Genomic DNA, 21,219 nt, shown 5'->3' on the forward strand with positions numbered 1-21,219 from the left:
TTAATCTATATGCTTTGGGTAACATATAAAATATTTAGTTACAGGTTTTGACAATGCCTTTAAATTAAATTGATCTGTAGCACTCACAATATCAACTATTTTACTCGACTTATATAAAATATTTATATTCTGTTTATTTTGATGATATGCTTGATTAGAAATCGTTCCTGTAAACACAAAATAACGAGCTTCTTCTGTAGAAATTTTATATTTCTCTTTAAATTCATCAACTCTTCTTTTTATTTTTTCTTCATTAAACGCCTTCTTCTTTATTTTTATTTTTAGCAAATCCCTATCAATAATCATATTACATAAGCTTCGTAAAACGAAATCATCTGATGTTGTCCATTCTTTCATTGCAGAAACAATATCATAGTCATCTAATTTTGAAAAAGTTTCCAACACATCATCGGTAAAATTATCAGCTGTTATCTTATTTTCTAAAAAGAATAAAAGCGCCTTGCTCGAACTAAGTTTTCCGCCCTGATCTACTAATTCCTTTGCTCTTTTTAATACTCTTATTAATAGACTTTCTGCAACTAAACTGGTTTTATGCAGATATACCTGCCAATACATCAGACGTCTTGCTAATAAAAATTTTTCTACTGAATATATCCCCTTTTCTTCTACTACCAATTCATCATCCACTACATTAAGCATAGTTATTAAACGTTCGCTATTTATATTTCCTTCTGCAACACCTGTATAAAAACTGTCTCGCTTTAGATAATCTAAGCGGTCCATATCTAATTGGCCCGAAATTAATTGATGAAGAAATTGACGATGATACTCGCCTTTAAAAATTTGTATTGCAAGCGTTAAACTACCGTTAAATTCTTGGTTTATTTTCTCCATAAACATCAAAGAAATAGACTCATGATTTACTTCATTAACGATGCTATGCTCCATTGCATGAGAAAAAGGTCCATGACCAATATCATGTAACAATATAGCAATACACAAAGCATCTTCTTCTTCAGAAGAAACACTAACACCCTTAAAACGAAGGACTCGCACTGCATTTTGCATTAAATGCATACAACCAAGCGCGTGATGAAAACGGGTATGATGTGCTCCTGGATATACTAAATAAGAAAGCCCCATCTGGGATATTCTTCTTAACCTCTGAAAATACCTATGCTCTATTAGATCAAAAATTAGTTCATTAGGTATCGTAATAAAACCGTAAATTGGGTCGTTTAGTATTTTAAGTTTATTTCTTTTTTTCAAGTTTACTTTACTTTTGCTAACAAATATATACGTATGAATTCACAATTACGAATTAAGCAATAGAATTATATAATGTCTATACATTTCAGAAAGTAAAACCGTAATAATTTAAAAAAGAAACAGTCAATAAGACAGATAAGATGGTCTCTAGATTGAAGAAAAATTTTATTCTCAAATCATATATCATTTTATATTAATAAATAGCATAAAAAAACAGCCTTATAATGAGCAATATAAAGATACTTTGGGTAGATGATGAAATTGATTTACTAAAACCACATATTCTATTCTTAGAAAAGAAAAATTATGAAGTAACCAAATGCCAAAGTGGAACTGAGGCTCTTGAGACGTTAGAAGAAAATAATTTTGACATTGTTTTTCTTGATGAGAATATGCCAGGACTTTCGGGAATTGATACACTAGCAGAAATCAAGGAGAAGAATGATAGTCTTCCTGTAGTGATGATCACCAAAAGTGAGGAAGAATATATCATGGAAGAAGCGATAGGAAGTAAAATTGCGGATTACCTTATTAAACCCGTTAATCCTAATCAAATATTATTAAGTCTAAAAAAGAATCTAGACCACTCTAGATTAGTTTCTGAAAAAACAACTTCTAACTATCAACAAGAATTTAGAAAAATAGCTATGGATATGGCTATGGTAAATTCTTACTCGACGTGGGTGGAGTTATATCAAAAGTTAGTATACTGGGAAATTCAACTAGAAGATATTGAAGACACAGGTATGTTCGAAATTTTAGAATCTCAGAAAGTCGAAGCCAATTCTCAGTTCTGTAAGTTTATTGACAAAAACTATCCAGATTGGTTTACTGGTGATGATGATACACCAATTATGTCTCACACATTATTTAAACAAAAGGTAGTTCCTGAAATCAGTAAAGACCAACCTACGCTATTTATCGTTATTGATAATCTCAGGTATGATCAATGGAAAGCTTTTGAACCGATCGTAAATAATTACTATAAGAAAGAAGAAGAAATTTCATATTGTAGTATTCTGCCAACTGCTACCCAATATGCGCGTAATGCTATTTTCTCGGGTCTAATGCCTGCAGATATGAAAAAACGACACCCAGATCTTTGGTTAGATGATACTGACGAGGGTGGTAAAAATATGCATGAAAATGAATTTCTTACTGCGCAATTACAAAGGCTTGGCTTAGACATTAAGCACGAGTACTACAAAATAACTAATGAACGATCCGGTAAAACACTAGCAGCTAATTTTAAAGGATTAAAAGATAATGATCTTACTGTAGTTGTTTACAATTTTGTGGATATGCTATCTCATAGTAAAACAGAAATGGAAGTAATCAAAGAATTAGCTTCTAATGATAAATCCTATAGATCCCTAACTCAAAGTTGGTTTAAGAACTCTCCTTTATTAGATATGATTCAGCAAGCGCAACAGATGGGGTTCAAATTAATAATAACCACAGACCACGGAACTATTAATGTAAAAAACCCTTCAAAAGTTATTGGTGATAAAAACACCAGTCTGAACTTGAGATACAAAACTGGTAAAAGCCTTACTTATGAAAACAAAGAAGTACTGGCCGCTACGAACCCTAAATCAATACATCTCCCATCTATAAATATGAGTAGTTCATTTATATTTGCTAAAGGAGATTATTTCTTTGCCTATCCAAATAACTATAATCACTATGTGAGTTATTACAGAAATACCTACCAGCACGGAGGAGTTTCTTTAGAAGAAATGATTATACCATTTGTAGTATTGAATCCAAGGTAATAGTTAACATATTAGTAAATCCTATTAAGTATGCAATGCTTTAAACATAATCATTGCATACTTAATAATATACAAACTATATATCATAGTGAAAATAACCTATACTCTAGACGAACTTTCGCAAACTGCACAGCATATTATTAAGAATGCTAAAAGTAAAAAATTACTATTTAACGCGGCAATGGGTGTTGGTAAAACAACATTGATTAAAGAAATTTGTAAACAATTAGGAGTCTCTGATACAATTTCTAGTCCTACTTATTCTTTAGTGAATGAGTATAAAGGAGATCAACATACTATTTATCATTTTGATTTTTATAGAATACAAGATGAAGAAGAGGCTTATGATATTGGTTTTGAAGAATACCTCGATACAGATGCCTGGATATTTATAGAATGGCCAGATAGAATCTCCAATTTATTACCCGAAGACTGTACTAAAATAAAAATAGAACTTCTCGACGATGGTAAAAGAGTACTTTCATTAGGGTAAAAATATGTTAAAAAAGTCGTTTTAGTAAAATTTAACAGAGTTACTCTTTTTCTTACAATAATAATGAACTATTTTTATTGTTGATTTTTACTAGTACTTAATCGACTAAAATATGGTTTTTGACAGAAATAACGTAGCGACTTTACTTTTTCTCAGTAATAAAAACAGCTTGTTACAGCTCGCGAAATTACAATTTTTTTGAATTGAACAGTCACTTGATTTTCATCTAAGTTTGAGGTATAACTAATTTAAACCCTATAACGATGAAAATCACAACAACTATTTTTTTCAGCTTTTTCTTTACCCTAGCAACCTACATGATCTCCGATGTAGATGAAAACAACCTGACAAAACCCTATCCCTCAACCACACAAAATGACAACACCCAGCAAGGAACAACAACCCCAAAATCAATGTCAGCCCCAAAAACCAAAATTAAAGTACCTAAAAATAAGTAGTCTGATTGTTTTCTTGATAGCAACTGTACCTTTCTTATTCTACATAAATGATATTTTCCCGGATGGAGCCATCTGGGAAAATTCTTTTTTCACCTATCAAAGTAAATATTACGAAAGCGTTAATGTATTTGTATGGGTGCTTTTAGGTAAATTCATTCCGTTAACTCTTTTTATCATTTGGTTTTTTACCTGCAAACACTGGTGGTATCCTGTAATTCTAATACCCATTACGCTATACTCTTTTCAGCTTATTTCATTAATATTAGAAGATTCTCAGATTATAGATGAAAACGAAATATTTTATCTTATACCAGTGCCGGTAATTATTTTGAGCGTAGTATATACAATTAGAACAAAAATATTTGACAAAATTCATGGGATTGATTTATCAGAATTAAACACTTTTAATAAATCGAACAAAAAGTCCTGGTGGAACAGACTTAGGTAATTATAGAGTTATATAAATTACGACTATTTAATATATCGGAGGTTTATTTACATAATTCTATATTTAATATAAGAGCCTTTACAAATACAGTAATACTAAATTTGCATACTATCCATTTTTATTCGTAATTTGAGATATAGAAGATCACACAAATGAGCAAACCAACCTCTCCTTTTACCAAAGAGCAACTCTTGCCACAAGAGGAAATGATAGAAGTAGCACGTAAAAAAGGAAAACTCTTTATAGGCATCCCTAAAGAAACAAGTTATCAAGAGAAACGTGTATGCCTAACTCCAGACGCAGTAGCAGCGCTTACCGCACACGGGCATAGAGTATTGATCGAGTCTAATGCCGGAATAGGTGCTAGTTTTACAGACAATGAGTATAGTGAAGCCGGAGCAGAAATTACTAACGATACCAAAAAAGTCTTTGGATGCCCAATTATTCTGAAAGTAGAACCACCTTCTATAGAAGAATTGACACATATTAATCCGCAAGCTGTATTAATCTCAGCATTACAGCTAAAAACACAGTCTAAGGATTATTTTCAGGAACTCGCCAAAAAAAGAATTACAGCTCTTGGATTCGAATTTATTCGTGATGCAGATGGCGCATATCCTGCTGTTCGTGCATTAAGCGAGATAGCAGGCACGGCAGCTGTATTAATTGCCTCTGAATTAATGAGTAGCGCTACCCATGGTTCTGGGTTGATGATGGGTAATATAAGCGGTGTACCGCCTGTAGAGGTAGTGATTATTGGTGCCGGCACCGTAGGTGAATTTGCGGCACGCTCTGCCATTGGACTAGGAGCTAATGTAAAAGTATTTGACAACTCCATTACTAAATTGAGATGTATTCAGACAAATATTGGAAGACCATTATATACCTCTACAATACAACCCAAAAACTTATTAAAAGCTCTAAGACGTTGTGATGTTGTCATTGGTGCAGTTAGAGGAAAAAACAGATCGCCTATTATTGTATCAGAAACAATGGTAGAACGCATGAAAACCGGTGCCGTCGTTATAGACGTAAGTATCGACATGGGCGGTTGTTTCGAAACAAGTGAAGTTACTTCTCATGATCATCCTACTTTCGAAAAACATGGAGTAGTACATTATTGTGTACCAAACATTCCCTCCCGCTATGCAAAAACGTCATCATTATCTATTAGTAATATATTTACACCGTATATCCTGCAGATTGGTGAAGAAGGAGGTATTGAAAATGCAGTACGTTTTGACCGTGGATTAAAAAGTGGATTATATTTCTATCACGGTATTCTAACAAGCAAATCTATTGCGGACTGGTTTGATTTATCGTATAGAGATATTAATTTGTTGATTTTATAATATTTGAGATGCAAACTAGGTAGCTAAAAAAACACACAAACTCTAATACTCCCAAACTCCCAAACTTTCATTACTTTTGGACACTGAATTTTTATAGCACATGAAAATAGCGCATCGACTGGGATTTTACTTTTTTGGATTTATTATTGGATTATTTCTGTTGTTCTTCTTTTTAGGAGGAAAAAAGGCTTCCTGTGACTACACTCCTACTGCTCGTGTATTAAAAAACATCAGAATTAAGGAACGTGTCTTTTCTGAAGAAGTACTTGCTGTTATGCAAAACTACAGTATTGATACGGCAGATATCTCTAATATTCTAAAATCAGGAGATGTAGATTTCGGAAAAAGTAACACCGATTTAGATTCTTGTAACACCTATTTTATAGAAGGTGAAGCCAAAACAAAAACTATAGGATTGCTTATTGCTAATTGTGATTCTATTGCAAGGGTGAATACTTTGGAGATTTTAAAGTAATTATAGTTTTCTGCTCATCACCCAAAAATCAAAATCCTCTTTACCAATATTAAAAGAATGTTCTCCTACAATTGTATATAAATTTCTTTCATAAAAGCGCACTGCTTTTTCATTAGACTTTAAAACGGACAACCAGATATACTCACTATTATTACTTATCGCTTTATCAAATATTAACTGGTTTAATTGAGCCCCTATTCCCATAGATAAATATTCTTTTAATATATATATCTTTTGCAGCTTACATCCTTTTGAAGATTCCACAAACTCTGAAGATGAATTCAATTGAATCTTAGCATAGCCAACAGCTGATTTTCCATAATAAGCTACCCAATATACATTATGTAGCTTGACAATACTACTTTTTAACTTTTCGATGGAAAACGTATGATCGAGATAATCAGTAAGATCTTTTCTATCACCAAAAAGATGCCCAAATGATTGATCGAAAGTCTTTTTACCTAAAAAGGAAATTTCAAGAACATCATCTATTGTTCCTATTTTTACGTGAACACTCATATTTTTATCTTTTTCTAGATTCAATATGTCTAAACCTATCCTGTACTTCTTTGTAAATTTCATAATCTACAGGTTTATGAATAATTTTAGTACTTATAGGATATTTTTCTAAAAGATGAGATGGTCTCGTGGGTCTTTTGGTAAAACCTCCTCCACAATTGGGGCATACATTATGCAAAATAGAATCAACACAATCTTTACAAAAGGTACACTCAAAAGTACATATCATTGCTTCTTTACTATCATTGGACAATGATTTATTACAGTTTTCACAAGTTGGTCTTATTTCTAACATATGAATGAAATTACGAATTAAAAATTAACCTTTACTTTTCACATACTTCAATACCGCATCAGGGATTTCAATATCATCTTGCAAATCTGCATCAGTAATTGGATCGCTTGCTACTTGTCTAATTGGTATCACACCAGCCCAAATAGGTAAGCTATGATCTTCTTTTTCATCAACAACTCCTTCTGCTCTAACTTTAGCTGAAGCTGCTTCGATCTTAATTGCCATTACCAATGTGGCGTTAAATTCTTTATCGTTTGGCCGTCTAACATTATCCCAATGTTCAGGAACCATATGATTAAGAATACAGGCTAAAGCATCCATCTTCTCTATCGGATCATCTACTTTACGAACTTTTCCAAAGACATTTACAGATCGATAATTGGCTGAATGATGAAATGCAGAACGAGCTAAGACCAATCCATCTAAATGAGTAACCGAAATACTAGCGTTCCCAGCATCTAATAAATTAGTGATCATTCTATTTTTTAGTGACCCATGGATGTAGATAGTATCTCCTTCTCTACCATAAGCAGTTGGAATCACAATCGCATTATTTTGCCACACATAACCTACATGGCATAAAAATGCATCATCCAGAATTCTATTAATTTCTTCTACATTATAATTCGCTCTTTTCGATCCTCTTATTACTTTATTGAGCGGTGTTACTTGATATTCTGACATTACCTATTCGTTTTTTGATTTAAACCAAAATTAGTAGTTTTATGGTGTGTTAAACTAATCCAGTTTATATATTATGAGTAGTCCGGCTATATTTCCTTTTAAAAGTAACATTGATTTAGATAGAAACTCTAATCGTCATCTTTATTTACAATTATGTGATCAGATGATTGGTTTTATTAAATCAGGTAAACTGGCTCCTTCATCAAAACTCCCCGGATCCCGAAAACTATCTGAGGATCTTAGTATTCACCGTAAAACAGTTATCGCTGCTTATGACGAACTAATGTCTCAAGGTTGGATAGAAAGTATTCCGGCTAGAGGCACCTTCGTAAGTCAGGATTTACCTATTGTAAATCCTAAAAAACTAAAAGATTTCTCTACTATTATAGATACTAAAAACACAGCTGGTTTTAATTTCAAAAAACGAAAACACCTTATAAGAAAAGGAATAAAAACTTTACTGATTGCACTAAAAATAGATGATGGAGTTCCGGATCATCGGTTAGCTCCAATTGAGGATATTGCTAAAATCTATAGAAACATCACTAAAAAAGCACATCATAAAGAGCTACTTATGTATGGAGACATATACGGAAATATTAATTTACGTAAGGCATTAGTCATTTACCTTAACCAAACCAGAGGATTAAAAATAACTGTAGATAACATCCTAATCACCAGAGGAAGTCAAATGGGCATCTATCTAGCTAGTCAATTACTATTAAATGACAAAAAAACTATTATCACAGGAAACACAAACTATATGACCGCCGATAATACGTTTACAGAAGCTGGGGGAATTATAAAACGTGTTTCTGTTGATGCGCAAGGGATTAATACTAATGAAATCGAAACAATCTGTAAAGAAGAATCAATTAGTACTATATACGTAACATCACATCATCATCACCCTACTACTGTTACCTTATCAGCAGAAAGACGTATGCACTTATTAGCTTTAGCACAACAGTATAAATTTGCAATTATAGAAGATGATTATGATTATGATTTTCATTACAGCAATGCTCCTATCCTTCCATTAGCAAGTAATGATACAGATGGAAACGTTATCTACATTGGTGGTTTCACCAAGATTATTGCTCCAGCACTTCGTATTGGGTATTTCATCGCTCCAAAAGAGGTAGTAGATGAAGCTGCAAGATTAAGACGAATTCTGGACAGGCAAGGCGATACTTTATTAGAACAAACGCTAGCAAGAATGATTAGTAATGGTGATGTACAAAGACATAGTAACAAAGTGAGAAGAATTTATAAAGCACGTAGAGATTTATTCTGTAAACTATTACAGAATAAACTGGGAGATTTTTTCGATTTTGAAATCCCTAAAGGCGGAATGGCAGTTTGGTTACAACTAAAAAAACCATATCATTGGGACTTAATAATTTCTGCAGCACAGAAACAAAATCTAGTTTTTATAAACGATTGGAAACGATATGATAACAACAATAGTGGTCACAATGGTTTTAGAATAGGATTTGCTGCCTTAAACGAAGAAGAAATTATAGAAGTTATCGAGAAATTAGCGGAAATTATACCAAATACCATAGAAAAATAAAGTTAATATTTTATATCCCTAGGAATTTTTAAAATTATCAATATACCATTCATAAGATGAAAAAATGGTACTATAAAAACCAAAACTACAAATAGGTTTTTAAGCAATAAATCATATGTGGTAGTCTTCAGAACATATAACAAACAATTAACAAGAATTATTATAAATATTTACCAAAGCAAACCAATTTATAATATATCAACATGAAAACCAAAAAACTTATACGCGAATAAATATTGAATTCACTTTTGAAAATCTTATGCTTCTATTTTCTTTCAACATCATTAAGATCGAAATATAGGTTAATAGCGAATCGATATGTATTCATCGTGCATCTATAAGAAACTGTTCCTATTAGTTATTTTACCAAACTATAACTTAACTCCTTTGAATCTTTTCTATTCGACACTATAGTGTATCGCATTTATATATCAATTTTTATTTCATCTGATTCCAAATATGATTTAATCATATAGTACATCAATAGAAAATTTTCAAAAGCAATCATAACAGATTTTGTTGGGATATACAATTAGTAAAGGGAAAAATCTAATCAAACCAAACACAATCATTATGAAAAAAAAACTCATTAAATTAATAAGGAAATGTTTCCTTTTGCTCCTATTCACAGCATTTGTGGGTATCACTCAAACAAATGCACAACAAATCATCAAAGGACAAGTGATTGGCGAAGATGACGTAGGTATTCCAGGAGTTAATGTCCTTGTAGAAGGAACTAATACTGGAGAAATAACAGATTTTGATGGAAATTTCACCATTACTGCTTCGACAGGTAACACTCTTATTGTTTCTTTTCTAGGTTTTATTACACAAAAAATAGTTATTAGCAATCAAACCAATTTTACTATAAAATTATTAACCGATGTAGAGTCTTTAGATGATGTAATTGTTATAGGATATGGTAGTGTTAAGAAAAGTGATCTTACCGGTTCTGTTTCTCAAGTAACTGCTAGATCATTCGAAGATCAACCACTCGCTAGATTAGAAGAAGCCCTACAAGGACGAGCATCTGGGGTTACCGTTGCCAAAGCTAATGGATCACCAGGAGGCGCTATAAAGGTAAGAATCCGAGGTGTTAACTCTATTACCGGGAATAATGATCCTTTAATAGTTATCGATGGTTTTATTGGTGGAGATTTAAGTACATTAAATCCTAATGACATTGCATCACTCGATGTATTAAAGGATGCTTCTGCAACCGCTATATATGGTTCTAGAGGTTCTAATGGTGTTGTGCTAGTTACAACCAAAAAAGGAAAAGGAAAAACAAAAGTAAACGTAGACTATTTCACAACAATTTCCACAGTTCCTGAATTACTTCCTACACTTGGGGCTGCAGATTTCGCAAGATTGGAAAATAGCAGAAGAATACGAGGAGGAGGAAATGAAATTTTTACAGCTGCCGAGATTTCCGAGTTTGAATCTAATGGAGGCACTAATTATCAGGATGAAATTCTTAAAACCGGAATTACCCAAAATCTTCAGCTATCTGCTAGCGGTTCTGAAGGTAAAATTGGATATTTTATATCAGGAAATTATGTTAATCAAGAAGGTATTGTTATTAACACAAATTACGAACGATATTCACTCCGTTCCAACTTGAATGCTGAATTATCTAAAAAAGTAAAAGTAGGGCTTAATGTCTATGGAAGTAGAACAACTACCTTAAATAACCTCAATACATTTCAGCGATTTCAAGGAAGTGCTATTTTACATGCGCTGACTTGGGACCCTACTACTCCAATTCGAGATGAAGACGGTGCTTTTAATAACGTATCAGAACAAAATTTAGCTTCTCTTAATTACAATCCTGTTGCCAATCTTTCTCTTGCTAATCTTGAGAATATTAGTGATCGTCTAGATATAAATTTAAATATTAGTTATAACATATTTAAAAACACGAACTATACATTAGTTGCAGGGGTTACTACATTTAATTCGTCTAGTGAGAACTATAGAACATTTAGAGTAGACCCTCCATCGGTAAGTTTTGGAAATAATAAAAACACTACGCATCAAGTTAGTAATATTCTGACTTGGGCAAAGGAGTTTGGTAATCATAATATTAAAGCAACTGGAGTTTATGAATTTTCCGGTATTCAAGCTCGTTTTAATGGGTATCGTGGTGATAGACTGGAAGTACCAGGAGGTTTTTATTTTGTAGAAACTGCACCAGGATCAGGTCAATTTGCTTTTAACAACTTTACTGAAAGAGCTATTCAATCATTAGTCGCTAGAGCAGAATATATTTATGATAAATCGTTGTTTTTTACAGGAACAATTCGTCAGGATGCAGCTTCTGTATTTGCACCAGATAATAGAGTAAGTTATTATCCTTCGGCAGCACTTGCCTATTCATTCAATAAACTTGGTTTTATAGAAAATAGTGATGTATTCAATTCTTTAAAACTAAGGGCTGGTTGGGGACAAGTAGGAAATCAAGAAATCCCTCCTTATTCCCAATTTCCTAGTGTATTGAATGCTGGATTCTCTTTTGATGGCACACAAATTCTTCCTGGAGTTGCTCCTGATAGTTTTGGTAATGCTGATATTAAATGGGAAACTACCACACAAACCAATGTTGGTCTTGACCTTGGCTTTTTTAATGGTCGCGTTAACCTATCTATTGATGCATATCAAAAAAATACAGAAGATTTGCTTTTACGAGAGCCTGTTGATGATACAAACGGAGGAGGAACTATTCTAAAAAATATTGGAGAAGTTGAAAATCAAGGAGTGGATATTTCTATTTCTGGAGATATCATACGTACTGATAATTTTAATTGGAACTCTAACTTTAATATTTCTTTTATAAAAAACAAAGTAATAGATTTAGGAGGAGTAGACGAAATCGAAGGAACTTTTGGGAGTATTGATGGGAGAAGTAGAACCTGGAATATCATTCAAAAAGGAGAACCACTAGGCCAGTTTAATGGAGCCACCTTTTTAGGAACCTGGAAGACCTCTGAAGCTGCAGAAGCTGCGACATTTTCAAGAATTCCTGGTGATGCTAAATATTTAAGAGATGAAAATGGAGAAATAGTATTTGGGGTAATTGGTAATGGTACGCCTACACTGACTTGGGGTTTTAATAATTCTTTAAGCTATAAGAATTGGGATCTAAACATATTCTTTCAGGGAGTACACGGGTTTGATGTATTAAATGCTGTACAAGGTGTAATTGTAGGTAATACTGGAAATCAAAGAAGTTTCTTGGCTGTTGAACAATTAAACCAATGGACTCCAGAAAATGAAACAGATATTCCTGCTGGTGGTGATAACGAGGCTGGCTCAACACGTTTTGTGGAAAAAGGAGATTTTATTAGGTTAAGTAATCTCACTTTGGGATATACTTTACCAAGTTCAGAGCTTTTAGATGGTAGTACCATAAAACTTTATCTAACAGGTCAAAATCTATTTTTGATTACCGATTATAGTGGTTATGATCCAGAAAGTACATCAAGATCCGCTAGCAATCAAGGAGCCGAAAACGTAGATGTTGCTGCAGGTATTAATGCAGGAGCATATCCGAATCCAAGGTCATTCATATTTGGAGTGAAAGTTGGATTTTAACAATAAAAAAATAAATTTTATGAAAACAACATATTTCAAAAATCGGTTAAGAACAAGATACTTACTTGCATTTCTGATGATTGCATCTATTTTTCAGAGTTGTGCAGAACTTGACGAAGATCCTTCCGTAAGTCAATTAGCTCCTGGAGCCTATTCTAATTTACAGGAATTAAACTTAGGAGTTAACGGTATGTATGCCAGATTGCAAGATGCTACTTGGATGACTACTTTTTATGCCCCTGCTTGGGGAGGTGATGATATCACCACTCATTTTGCCAGTAACAAAGCAGAATTTAGAGAATTTGATCAACGATCTGTCTCCTCCATAAATTCTAGAATTGCCAATAACTATAGAGCTATTTATGTGGTAATCCGAGCTGCAAATACCATTTTGGTCAATTCGGAAGGATTAGAAACTCCGGGAGAAGATGATGTAAAGGATAGGCTTTTAGGTGAAGTCTATTTTATAAGAGCTACAATGTTTCATCATTTGGCACGTATTCATGGACGAATTGCATTACCGCTTGTACCTGATCCAACAGCACAACTAAGCCGAGCAAGTCAAGAGGAAGTATACAGTCAGATAGAATCAGATTATTTAGAAGCAGAAAGCTTATTACCAGAAATATACCCTGGAGTGCAGGCGGGTGCTCCAAGACCCAATAGTGGTTCTGCCAGAGGAATGTTAGCCAGACTTTATCTAGATTGGGCTGGTTTCCCAGAAAAAGATAATAGTAAATATGCAGATGCAGCTACAAGTGCAAAACAAGTTATGGATAATAATTCAGGACACGGTTTTGAATTGTTAGATGACCTAGAAGATTTATGGAAATTAGAAAATAGATTTAATAATGAATCTGTTTGGACAATCCCCTATTGCAGAAGTTGCGGTCAGGCAAATCGTAAATTCGGTAAACTAGGAAATCCATCAGATCTATCAGGATGGCAAGAAACATTTGCTGAAATCAGATTCTTTGAAGACTTTCCCGAAGGTGCTAGAAAAGAAGCTACCTATAGAACAGACCACGACTGGGAAAACTTTAATGATCAACCAACACCTGTTTTCAAGAAAATCGCAGGCCCTATTGAAGACAATCTAGCTCCTGATTTCCAAACAGATAGAAATGATTTCTTTATAAGATATGCAGAAATACTATTGATCTATGCAGAAGCTTCTGCCCGATCTGGTGCTATTACGCCAGAAGCCTGGGAAGCTCTTAATATGATCAGGAGACGTGCTGAAGGATTGCCTTATAATACTCCAGATCCAAGTGTCGATGTTACTTCAGGTGATTTAGCAGAATTAGCCTTTATGGAAAGAAAATGGGAATTTGCAGGAGAATATCTACGTTGGAATGATTTGGTTCGTATGGAACGCGTCGACCAGGCACTTTCTAATAGAGATCCTCAAACATCCATGAATGCGGATGGTGCGTTATTAACTCAATTTAACCCGATAACCGGTTCTCTGAGCACAGATAATTATTTTTCTCCGCTTCCACAATTAGAAGTAGATCGAAATCCTAATTTAGCAAACTAACATCTATTTATTAGCCACTTTAAGAGCGCAGCAGTAAGGTTTCATCAATTTTACTGTTGTGTTTTTAAAAGAATCCAAGATTATTGATAAAATAATTCAAAATAAGTAGTAGCATATTATGTAAATAACACACATAAAAATGAACTTATCACATCTCATAAAAACTCTCTTTATATATGGTTTAATTATAATAAACTTTATTTCTTGCTCCAAGTCAAAAAATAATCACGCAGTTTCAGAAAATAGCATGAAAAAAGAGAAGTTATTTACATTACTTCATCCCGATCATACAGGTATTCATTTTGAAAACAAACTGTTAGAAACAGTTGCTTCTAATTATTATCAGTACATGTATACCTACATTGGCGGGGGCGTCGCATCTGCTGATTTTAATAATGATGGGTTGATCGACTTGTTTTTTACTTCCAATACCTTTGACAATAAATTGTATCTCAATAAAGGCAATTTTAAGTTTGAAGACATTACAATAAAAGCAGGAATATCCAAAAGAGAAGGCTTTGATACTGGAGTAACAGTAGCTGATGTAAATAATGATGGTTTTTTAGATATTTATATATCCCGTGGTGGATGGCAAGATGAAGATAATAAGTTTGCCAATATGCTTTATATCAATAATGGTCCTTCAGCAGGTTCAGGAACCCTAACATTTACGGAGAAAGCAGAGGAATTAGGCTTAGCCGATACCAACAGAACCATACAGGCTACTTTTTTTGATTATGATAATGATAATGATTTAGATGTTTACATTTCGAACACTCCAGATGTCACTGACAGAGCAAAAATTGTTAATTTAGAAGCAATTCAGAAAGATCCTAAAACATTAGCACTTAAAGGAAGTGACAGGCTTTATAACAATGATGGTACTGGTCATTTTACAGATGTTTCAGAACAATCAGGTTTGATCTTTGATATAGGTTTTGGCCTTAATCCGCAGGTAGGTGATCTTACTAATGACGGGTTTCTTGATATTTATGTATGTAATGATTTTAATGTTCCGGATCTTGCATATATTAATAATGGAGATGGTACATTCACAGAGTCTAGAGATACACTATTAAAACACATGTCTTTTAATAGTATGGGAAGTGATATTGCCGATATGAATAACGATGGATTATCTGATTTAATGACCTTAGATATGAATCCAGAAGATTATGTGCGATCTAAAACTACGATGGCAATGACATCAATTGAAAACTTTGATGCAATGGTTTCTAGTGGATATCACCATCAGTATATGCATAATATGCTACAAATCAATAACGGTAATAATACCTTTAGTGAGATTGCTAATATGGCAGGTGTCGCCAATACAGATTGGAGCTGGTCATTAATAGCAGCCGATTTTGATCTGGATGGTCATAAAGATATCTACGTCACTAACGGAGTGTATAGAGATGTTATTGATCGCGACAAAAACAATGAAATACTTCAGATGTTAAGAAAAAACCAAAGAAAACCTACTCCGGAGGATTTCTTGTCCTTTTCAAAAATGTTACCCCAACAAAAACTAACAAATTACTTCTATAAAAATAATGGAGACCTAACATTTGAAAACACTACTGCTACCTGGAATGACTCCTCTCCTACTTTTTCTAATGGAGCTATTTATGCAGATCTAGATAATGATGGAGATTTGGATATAGTCGTAAATAACATAAATGAAAAGGCAACCATTCTAAAAAACAATGCAGTTGAACTCCATAATGATCATTTCCTAAAGGTTTCCCTAAAAGGTCCAGAGAAAAACAAATTCGGAATTGGTGCGCAAGTAAAAGTGTATCTATCCGACAATAAAATACAATCTCGTCAATTAATAAACACACGAGGATTTTTATCCTCTGTCTCCAATATATTACATTTTGGATTTCAGAAAAACGACTCCATACAAAAAGTAGAAATCATCTGGCCAGATCGAAAGACTCAAGAGTTATCAAAAATCAAAGCAAATCAATCCATATCTTTTGATTACACCAATGCTTCATATACGGAAAAACATACTTCAAAAGATATCGACAACAATACGATCTTTAATTCAGTTACTTCCTCTTTTCGTCATACCGAAATTCCGTTTAACGACTATAAACTGCAGGTTTTATTACCTCATAAATTATCACAAACTGGGCCTGCAATTGCCAAGGCAGATATAAATAATGATGGTATCGAAGATATCTTTATAGGTGGCGCTCATACGCAAACAGGACAATTACTTATAGGCAATAAAAAAGGAGGATTCAGTCCACAAACTATAACTGACTTTAAAAAAGATAAACAAAAAGAAGATATAGCAGCTTGTTTTTTTGATGCTGATCAAGATGGGGATCAAGATTTATATGTGGTTAGTGGTAGTTATGAATTTAGTAATAAACCAAAACTACTACAAGACAGATTATATCTTAATAATGGACAAGGAAACTTTTCAAAAGCAGAAAACAAACTACCAGAATTGATCACTGCGGGATCTGTAGTTACTCCCTGTGATTATGATAGCGATGGAGATATCGATTTATTTGTAGGTGGCAGAGTCATTCCTGGTAAATATCCATATGCACCAATAAGCTATTTACTTATTAATACTAATGGAAAATTCTCGATTAACACTACGGAGTTTGCTCCAGAATTAGAAAATATTGGTATGGTTACAGATGCTGTATGGAAAGACATCAATGGAGATAAACGACCTGACCTAATCGTTACTGGCGAATGGATGGGAATCGAAGTGTTTATCAATAAAAACAATACATTATCTAAAAGTGACCAATATCAAACCTTATCCGCGACTACCGGTTGGTGGAATACCATTAAAGCTGTAGATGTGGATAATGACGGAGATCAAGATATTATTGCGGGTAATCTAGGTTTAAATTATAAATTTCATGCTTCAGAAAAAAAGCCCTTTCATATCTATACACGTGATTTTGATTTTAATGGTAACGAAGATATTATACTAGCTAAACACTATAAGGACAAACAAGTACCAGTAAGAGGAAAAGTCTGTACGGCACAGCAAATCCCACATTTATCTAAAAAAATCCCTACGTATAGTGAATTTGCGAATAGTGACCTTGAAGGTATTCTAGGTAAATCTGTAAAATCTGCACTACATTATCAAGCAACTGAATTCCGTTCCGGAATCTTTTTTAATGATGGAGCAGGATCCTATACCTTCTCTCCATTTTCTAATGAGATGCAGAAATCTCCCATCAATAGTATACTTTTTGAAGACTTTGATGGAGATCAAAAAAAGGACCTATTACTAGCTGGGAACAATTACCAATCCGAAGTAGAAACTACCAGATCTGATGCGGGTATCGGTTTTTTCTTAAAAGGAAATTCGAAAGGAAAATTCTCATATATCCCGAATATAAAATCAGGTTTTTATGCTGATAAAGATGTAAGACATATGATATCTATCAAAACTTCTAATGGAAAACAAGTATGGGTTGTTAATAATAATGATCAGGTGGATGTATTTAAGAAAAATAATAAATAACCTGGGTTAGATTATTGATCTAGTTACATAATTTTTAAAAAAAAGAGGCTGTCTGAAAAGTATTAGGAATTCTGGATTGTCAGTCTGAGCTTGTCGAAAACATTTTGAAAATCAAGACATTAAAAACTTCGACAGGCTCAGTTTGACAGGAATACGATACTTTTCAGACAGCCTCATTAAAAGTTCTTCTTTATAATTTAATAATTACTTTATTGAAATACGTTCTGTATACACATTGTCTTTTTTATCCCTAAACTGAAGTATATAGAGTCCTTGAGAAAAACCAGCAGTCGAAATACTGAAATCCGCACTACTATTTACACTTACTTTTTTCTTAATTCTACCTATCATATCAATAATCATTATTTCTCCATTCATTTTTTCTTTAATAGAAAAATTGATATTATTTATTACAGGATTAGGCCAAACCTGGAATACACGATTGGTTTCCAATAAATCCGTTCTATCCACTGTTTGATAACCCTTTCTTTTAGTCGAAGCAGTAAGGATGCGACTAGTACTTGTTCCTGTTTTAAGACTTACATCATCAAAATAACCATCATTCGACCTACCACTATTGCGCTGACTCAATAAAACTACTCTAATCTTACGTGTTCCAAAAGGAGCAAATCTCACATCATTTATTTGTTCCCAATTGCCGCTATTATTTCTCCAATTACTATCAAAAACTGCTAACACGTTATCGTTATTATCCCTATACTCTACTTTGCTTCTACTTCTATCTTGACCACTATACGATCTTACAAAACCATTAAACAAGAAGGATTGCTTACCTGCGTCTATATTGTCTGCATATTGTCCCACAGCTATCTCCTGATAAACTTCTCCTGTACTAGAATTACCAAACCAAAAGATATAGTTACCACGCTGAGCACTTGGATACCCATTTCGTCCACCCTGAATACTTTTTTGACTACCTGATACTTGAGTCCAGGAACTAAGATTACTTTGTTCTGCACTACCCTGTAGAAGTAGATTATCACCATAACTCACATCACCATCATTATTATCAGTTTCTGGCAAACTATATGTCACCATGGCTGCACGATGATCGCTAGTGTAACCACTAAATTGTACTTCTGCTTCATCAGCAACAGGGCCAAATCGTACCGCTTCTGTAGCCGTAATATCATTTCCTCGATGGTAAATGATATCGATTCGGTCATACACTTCGTTAGATGATTGATTTGGAGTCCAGGTATTACCAGGCCTTGAAACTTCATTTGGGTATACAGAACGCCAAGAATCTTTCATATTAATAGCAGTGGCTTGTTTACTGGTAGGCCAAGCTACCTTCATTGCATGTATTCCTGCATTAGCTGCCCGCTGGGTCCAATCTAAATGACTTGGTTCATTGAAATCACCAGTAAAAAAAACAGGTGATTCCGAAGGTACCCAGCTTTGGATCGTATTTATAATCCTGCTCATTTCAGAAGAACGTGTGTTATTAGCTGAACTAATCGCTTGTGATTCTGTTCTAATACTCCCATCTCGAATGTCATAAGGCTGATATGGATAAGACGTTAAATGTGCATTAAAAACATAAACCTCTAAGCCATTTGGTAGCGTAATCTGAACACCAGAAGCATTGGTAGACGTAATAGGATAACGAGAAACGACAGCTTCACTACTACTGATATTATGATAATAAAATCCTAAAGAGTTCGCTATACTTCGTGCAGCTCCATACGATTCCTGAATACCAATAACATCAGCACCGGAAGATCTGACAACATTCAATACAGAACTGTTGCTCGTCGTAAATAATTTATTAAAGGTCATTACCTTTATACTTGTTTGCGCTTCAATAACGCTAAAGAAACAGCATGCTATTAAGCTGCATAACAGGAACTTTTTTTTGTTTTTCATTTTACTATACTTAGGTTGGTTATAAACATAACAGTGCTTCTGTTATGCGGAAGTGAAATATTTTTTAAAGATCGTACCACAGCCATATCGCTAGTAAAATTTCCTGCTTATGCCTTAATAACTAATTCTCTAGAACAAGGAAATCATCTAGGTCATCAACTAAACAACTTCTGTTTTCTCAGTAACAAATCTACATTGAAGAAAAAATAGATAGAACAAGCATTCAATTAAGAAAAGTTTACACTATAGTTAAACTAACGTTAGAAATTTTCTACACACATTATTTCTTGACACTTGAAATAATGGCTTTATCCAGAATACAAACATACAGGAACCTACAGAAATTATTTTTGCATTAATCGATAGCACGTACTATCAGCTACAAATATTTACCAAAGACAGAAAAGAATATAAACAACAAGTAGTTATTTATACGAATCACATAAAGCAAATGATCTTAGACAACATATTTCTTTTCTGAGATAATTCCGCTAGTTGTAGAATTCGAATGGATTTACAGCTCTAAATAAAGAAGAGATTATGGAGGCTATTGAAAAATTAAAATGTGTTATAAATAGTAAGAAAACATACATTTTACATCATTTTCACCAATATTTCCTTCATCATTTTTGCTGCTAAAAAGGCTGTCATATTTTGAAAATCCCTAGTAGGATTATATTCTACAATATCCGCTCCAATAACTTCAGTTTCTATACTTTGTATTAAATCAATCACTTGTCGTGAAGATAATCCTCCAGGTTCATGATGCGACACTCCCGGAGCAAAAGCAGGATCAAACCCATCCATATCCAAAGAAATATATAATGGATTTTCAAATTTTGGTATCAATGACAGATCATATTCATTCATCTGATGAATCTCTACATTAAATTTTTTTGCTTGAGCTGCTTGATGGGGATTCAATGTTCTAATACCAACTTGTACTAACCTGGCAGCAAATCCGTTTTCCATAATTCTTGCAAAAGGACAGGCATGAGAATATGGATCACCTTCATACTCATGATACAGATCTGAATGCGCATCAATCTGTAAAATATCAAATTTCTTGTATGTATCCTGATATGCCTTAATAATAGGGAATATAATAGAGTGATCCCCTCCTAACGTAAAAATCTTTTTGTAGGAATCTAAATGTTTTTTTGTGATTTTTTCAATATCAAAGTACTCCTTTATTTCAAAATCACCTTTATCTACTATACTAGGAGTTTCAATACTAGTTCCATTTTCTGCACACAAATTAAGAGATCCACATTGTAAAGTTTCTCTAATAATAGGAGGTGCTAGTTTTGGACCTTTTTGAAATGAAGATTTATCATCAAACTGTATCCCTTGTATAGCAATTTTTTTCATCTTGA

The 21,219-nt window shown here is 33.5% G+C and carries 16 protein-coding genes; 10 read left to right on the forward strand and 6 right to left on the reverse strand.

Annotation, left to right across the window (positions count from 1 at the left end; translation table 11 throughout):
* Nucleotides 1–1,230: an HD domain-containing protein gene (locus D1818_RS03105; protein WP_118456317.1), complete on the reverse strand. Its 1,230-nt coding sequence runs from the start codon at nt 1,228–1,230 to the stop codon at nt 1–3.
* A gap of 224 nt (nt 1,231–1,454) precedes the next feature.
* Here D1818_RS03105 and D1818_RS03110 point away from each other — a divergent pair, with 224 nt between their 5' ends.
* The 5 genes from D1818_RS03110 to D1818_RS03135 all read left to right on the forward strand — a co-directional run bounded on the left by D1818_RS03110 (nt 1,455) and on the right by D1818_RS03135 (nt 6,231).
* Nucleotides 1,455–3,005, forward strand: coding sequence for a PglZ domain-containing protein (locus D1818_RS03110; protein WP_118456319.1), 1,551 nt, complete (start codon nt 1,455–1,457; stop codon nt 3,003–3,005).
* An 88-nt stretch (nt 3,006–3,093) separates the two neighbouring features.
* Nucleotides 3,094–3,498 (forward strand): tRNA (adenosine(37)-N6)-threonylcarbamoyltransferase complex ATPase subunit type 1 TsaE, encoded by a 405-nt coding sequence (gene tsaE / locus D1818_RS03115; protein WP_118456321.1) that lies wholly within the window; start codon nt 3,094–3,096, stop codon nt 3,496–3,498.
* 375 nt (nt 3,499–3,873) lie between these two features.
* A complete protein-coding gene (locus D1818_RS03125) occupies nt 3,874–4,404 on the forward strand; it encodes a hypothetical protein (protein WP_147406257.1) in 531 nt (176 codons plus the stop codon).
* A 152-nt stretch (nt 4,405–4,556) separates the two neighbouring features.
* Nucleotides 4,557–5,756: an alanine dehydrogenase gene (locus D1818_RS03130; RefSeq protein WP_118456327.1), complete on the forward strand. Its 1,200-nt coding sequence runs from the start codon at nt 4,557–4,559 to the stop codon at nt 5,754–5,756.
* Between the two features lie 100 nt (nt 5,757–5,856).
* On the forward strand, nt 5,857–6,231 hold the full coding sequence (locus D1818_RS03135) for a DUF4258 domain-containing protein (protein ID WP_118456329.1): 375 nt from the start codon (nt 5,857–5,859) through the stop codon (nt 6,229–6,231).
* Here the strand turns inward: D1818_RS03135 and D1818_RS03140 are convergent, their stop codons facing one another.
* Genes D1818_RS03140 through D1818_RS03150 form a run of 3 tightly spaced genes read right to left on the reverse strand, consistent with a single transcriptional unit; the run spans nt 6,232 to nt 7,729 of the window.
* Entirely contained in the window at nt 6,232–6,813 is a 582-nt protein-coding gene (locus D1818_RS03140; RefSeq protein WP_118456331.1) for an N-acetyltransferase, read from the reverse strand. It abuts the gene before it with no gap.
* Nucleotides 6,755–7,045 carry a DUF1272 domain-containing protein gene (locus D1818_RS03145; protein ID WP_118456334.1) on the reverse strand — a complete coding sequence of 97 codons (291 nt, stop codon included), beginning with the start codon at nt 7,043–7,045 and terminating at the stop codon, nt 6,755–6,757. Before D1818_RS03145 ends, D1818_RS03140 begins: the two co-directional genes overlap by 59 nt.
* A gap of 24 nt (nt 7,046–7,069) precedes the next feature.
* Nucleotides 7,070–7,729 (reverse strand): pyridoxamine 5'-phosphate oxidase family protein, encoded by a 660-nt coding sequence (locus tag D1818_RS03150; RefSeq protein WP_118456336.1) that lies wholly within the window; start codon nt 7,727–7,729, stop codon nt 7,070–7,072.
* A gap of 73 nt (nt 7,730–7,802) precedes the next feature.
* Here D1818_RS03150 and D1818_RS03155 point away from each other — a divergent pair, with 73 nt between their 5' ends.
* The 4 genes from D1818_RS03155 (at nt 7,803) to D1818_RS03170 (ending at nt 17,953) form a co-directional block, all read left to right on the forward strand.
* Nucleotides 7,803–9,305, forward strand: a complete 1,503-nt coding sequence (locus D1818_RS03155) for a PLP-dependent aminotransferase family protein (protein WP_118456338.1) — start codon at nt 7,803–7,805, stop codon at nt 9,303–9,305.
* Between the two features lie 573 nt (nt 9,306–9,878).
* Complete coding sequence (locus D1818_RS03160) at nt 9,879–12,899, forward strand: TonB-dependent receptor (protein ID WP_147406191.1); 3,021 nt, start codon at nt 9,879–9,881, stop codon at nt 12,897–12,899.
* A 19-nt stretch (nt 12,900–12,918) separates the two neighbouring features.
* Nucleotides 12,919–14,439, forward strand: coding sequence for a RagB/SusD family nutrient uptake outer membrane protein (locus D1818_RS03165; protein ID WP_118456342.1), 1,521 nt, complete (start codon nt 12,919–12,921; stop codon nt 14,437–14,439).
* A gap of 247 nt (nt 14,440–14,686) precedes the next feature.
* Nucleotides 14,687–17,953 (forward strand): VCBS repeat-containing protein, encoded by a 3,267-nt coding sequence (locus D1818_RS03170; RefSeq protein WP_233558614.1) that lies wholly within the window; start codon nt 14,687–14,689, stop codon nt 17,951–17,953.
* Nucleotides 17,954–18,157: 204 nt separating this feature from the next.
* On the opposite strand, the gene D1818_RS03175 is transcribed toward D1818_RS03170, so the two are convergent.
* Entirely contained in the window at nt 18,158–19,843 is a 1,686-nt protein-coding gene (locus tag D1818_RS03175; RefSeq protein ID WP_118456347.1) for an endonuclease/exonuclease/phosphatase family protein, read from the reverse strand.
* Nucleotides 19,844–20,153: 310 nt separating this feature from the next.
* Here D1818_RS03175 and D1818_RS25885 point away from each other — a divergent pair, with 310 nt between their 5' ends.
* A complete protein-coding gene (locus D1818_RS25885) occupies nt 20,154–20,324 on the forward strand; it encodes a hypothetical protein (RefSeq protein ID WP_158597004.1) in 171 nt (56 codons plus the stop codon).
* A gap of 113 nt (nt 20,325–20,437) precedes the next feature.
* On the opposite strand, the gene speB is transcribed toward D1818_RS25885, so the two are convergent.
* The gene (gene speB / locus D1818_RS03180; protein WP_118456349.1) at nt 20,438–21,214 is read right to left on the reverse strand and encodes an agmatinase; all 777 of its coding nucleotides are present in this window, start codon (nt 21,212–21,214) and stop codon (nt 20,438–20,440) included.
* Nucleotides 21,215–21,219 lie beyond the last annotated feature (5 nt).

Origin of the sequence: Aquimarina sp. BL5 (assembly GCF_003443675.1) — a bacterium.
In the GTDB taxonomy this organism is placed as follows: domain Bacteria; phylum Bacteroidota; class Bacteroidia; order Flavobacteriales; family Flavobacteriaceae; genus Aquimarina.

What these genes read in the sequence shown, in the direction of transcription:
- speB (WP_118456349.1), bottom strand. Translation starts at nt 21,214, where the DNA reads ATGAAAAAAATTGCTATACAAGGGATACAGTTTGATGATAAATCTTCA.
- D1818_RS03155 (WP_118456338.1), top strand. Translation starts at nt 7,803, where the DNA reads ATGAGTAGTCCGGCTATATTTCCTTTTAAAAGTAACATTGATTTAGAT.
- D1818_RS03165 (WP_118456342.1), top strand. Translation starts at nt 12,919, where the DNA reads ATGAAAACAACATATTTCAAAAATCGGTTAAGAACAAGATACTTACTT.
- D1818_RS03125 (WP_147406257.1), top strand. Translation starts at nt 3,874, where the DNA reads ATGACAACACCCAGCAAGGAACAACAACCCCAAAATCAATGTCAGCCC.
- D1818_RS03175 (WP_118456347.1), bottom strand. Translation starts at nt 19,843, where the DNA reads ATGAAAAACAAAAAAAAGTTCCTGTTATGCAGCTTAATAGCATGCTGT.
- D1818_RS03150 (WP_118456336.1), bottom strand. Translation starts at nt 7,729, where the DNA reads ATGTCAGAATATCAAGTAACACCGCTCAATAAAGTAATAAGAGGATCG.
- D1818_RS03170 (WP_233558614.1), top strand. Translation starts at nt 14,687, where the DNA reads ATGAAAAAAGAGAAGTTATTTACATTACTTCATCCCGATCATACAGGT.
- D1818_RS03140 (WP_118456331.1), bottom strand. Translation starts at nt 6,813, where the DNA reads ATGAAATTTACAAAGAAGTACAGGATAGGTTTAGACATATTGAATCTA.
- D1818_RS03160 (WP_147406191.1), top strand. Translation starts at nt 9,879, where the DNA reads ATGAAAAAAAAACTCATTAAATTAATAAGGAAATGTTTCCTTTTGCTC.
- D1818_RS03130 (WP_118456327.1), top strand. Translation starts at nt 4,557, where the DNA reads ATGAGCAAACCAACCTCTCCTTTTACCAAAGAGCAACTCTTGCCACAA.
- D1818_RS03145 (WP_118456334.1), bottom strand. Translation starts at nt 7,045, where the DNA reads ATGTTAGAAATAAGACCAACTTGTGAAAACTGTAATAAATCATTGTCC.
- D1818_RS03135 (WP_118456329.1), top strand. Translation starts at nt 5,857, where the DNA reads ATGAAAATAGCGCATCGACTGGGATTTTACTTTTTTGGATTTATTATT.
- D1818_RS03110 (WP_118456319.1), top strand. Translation starts at nt 1,455, where the DNA reads ATGAGCAATATAAAGATACTTTGGGTAGATGATGAAATTGATTTACTA.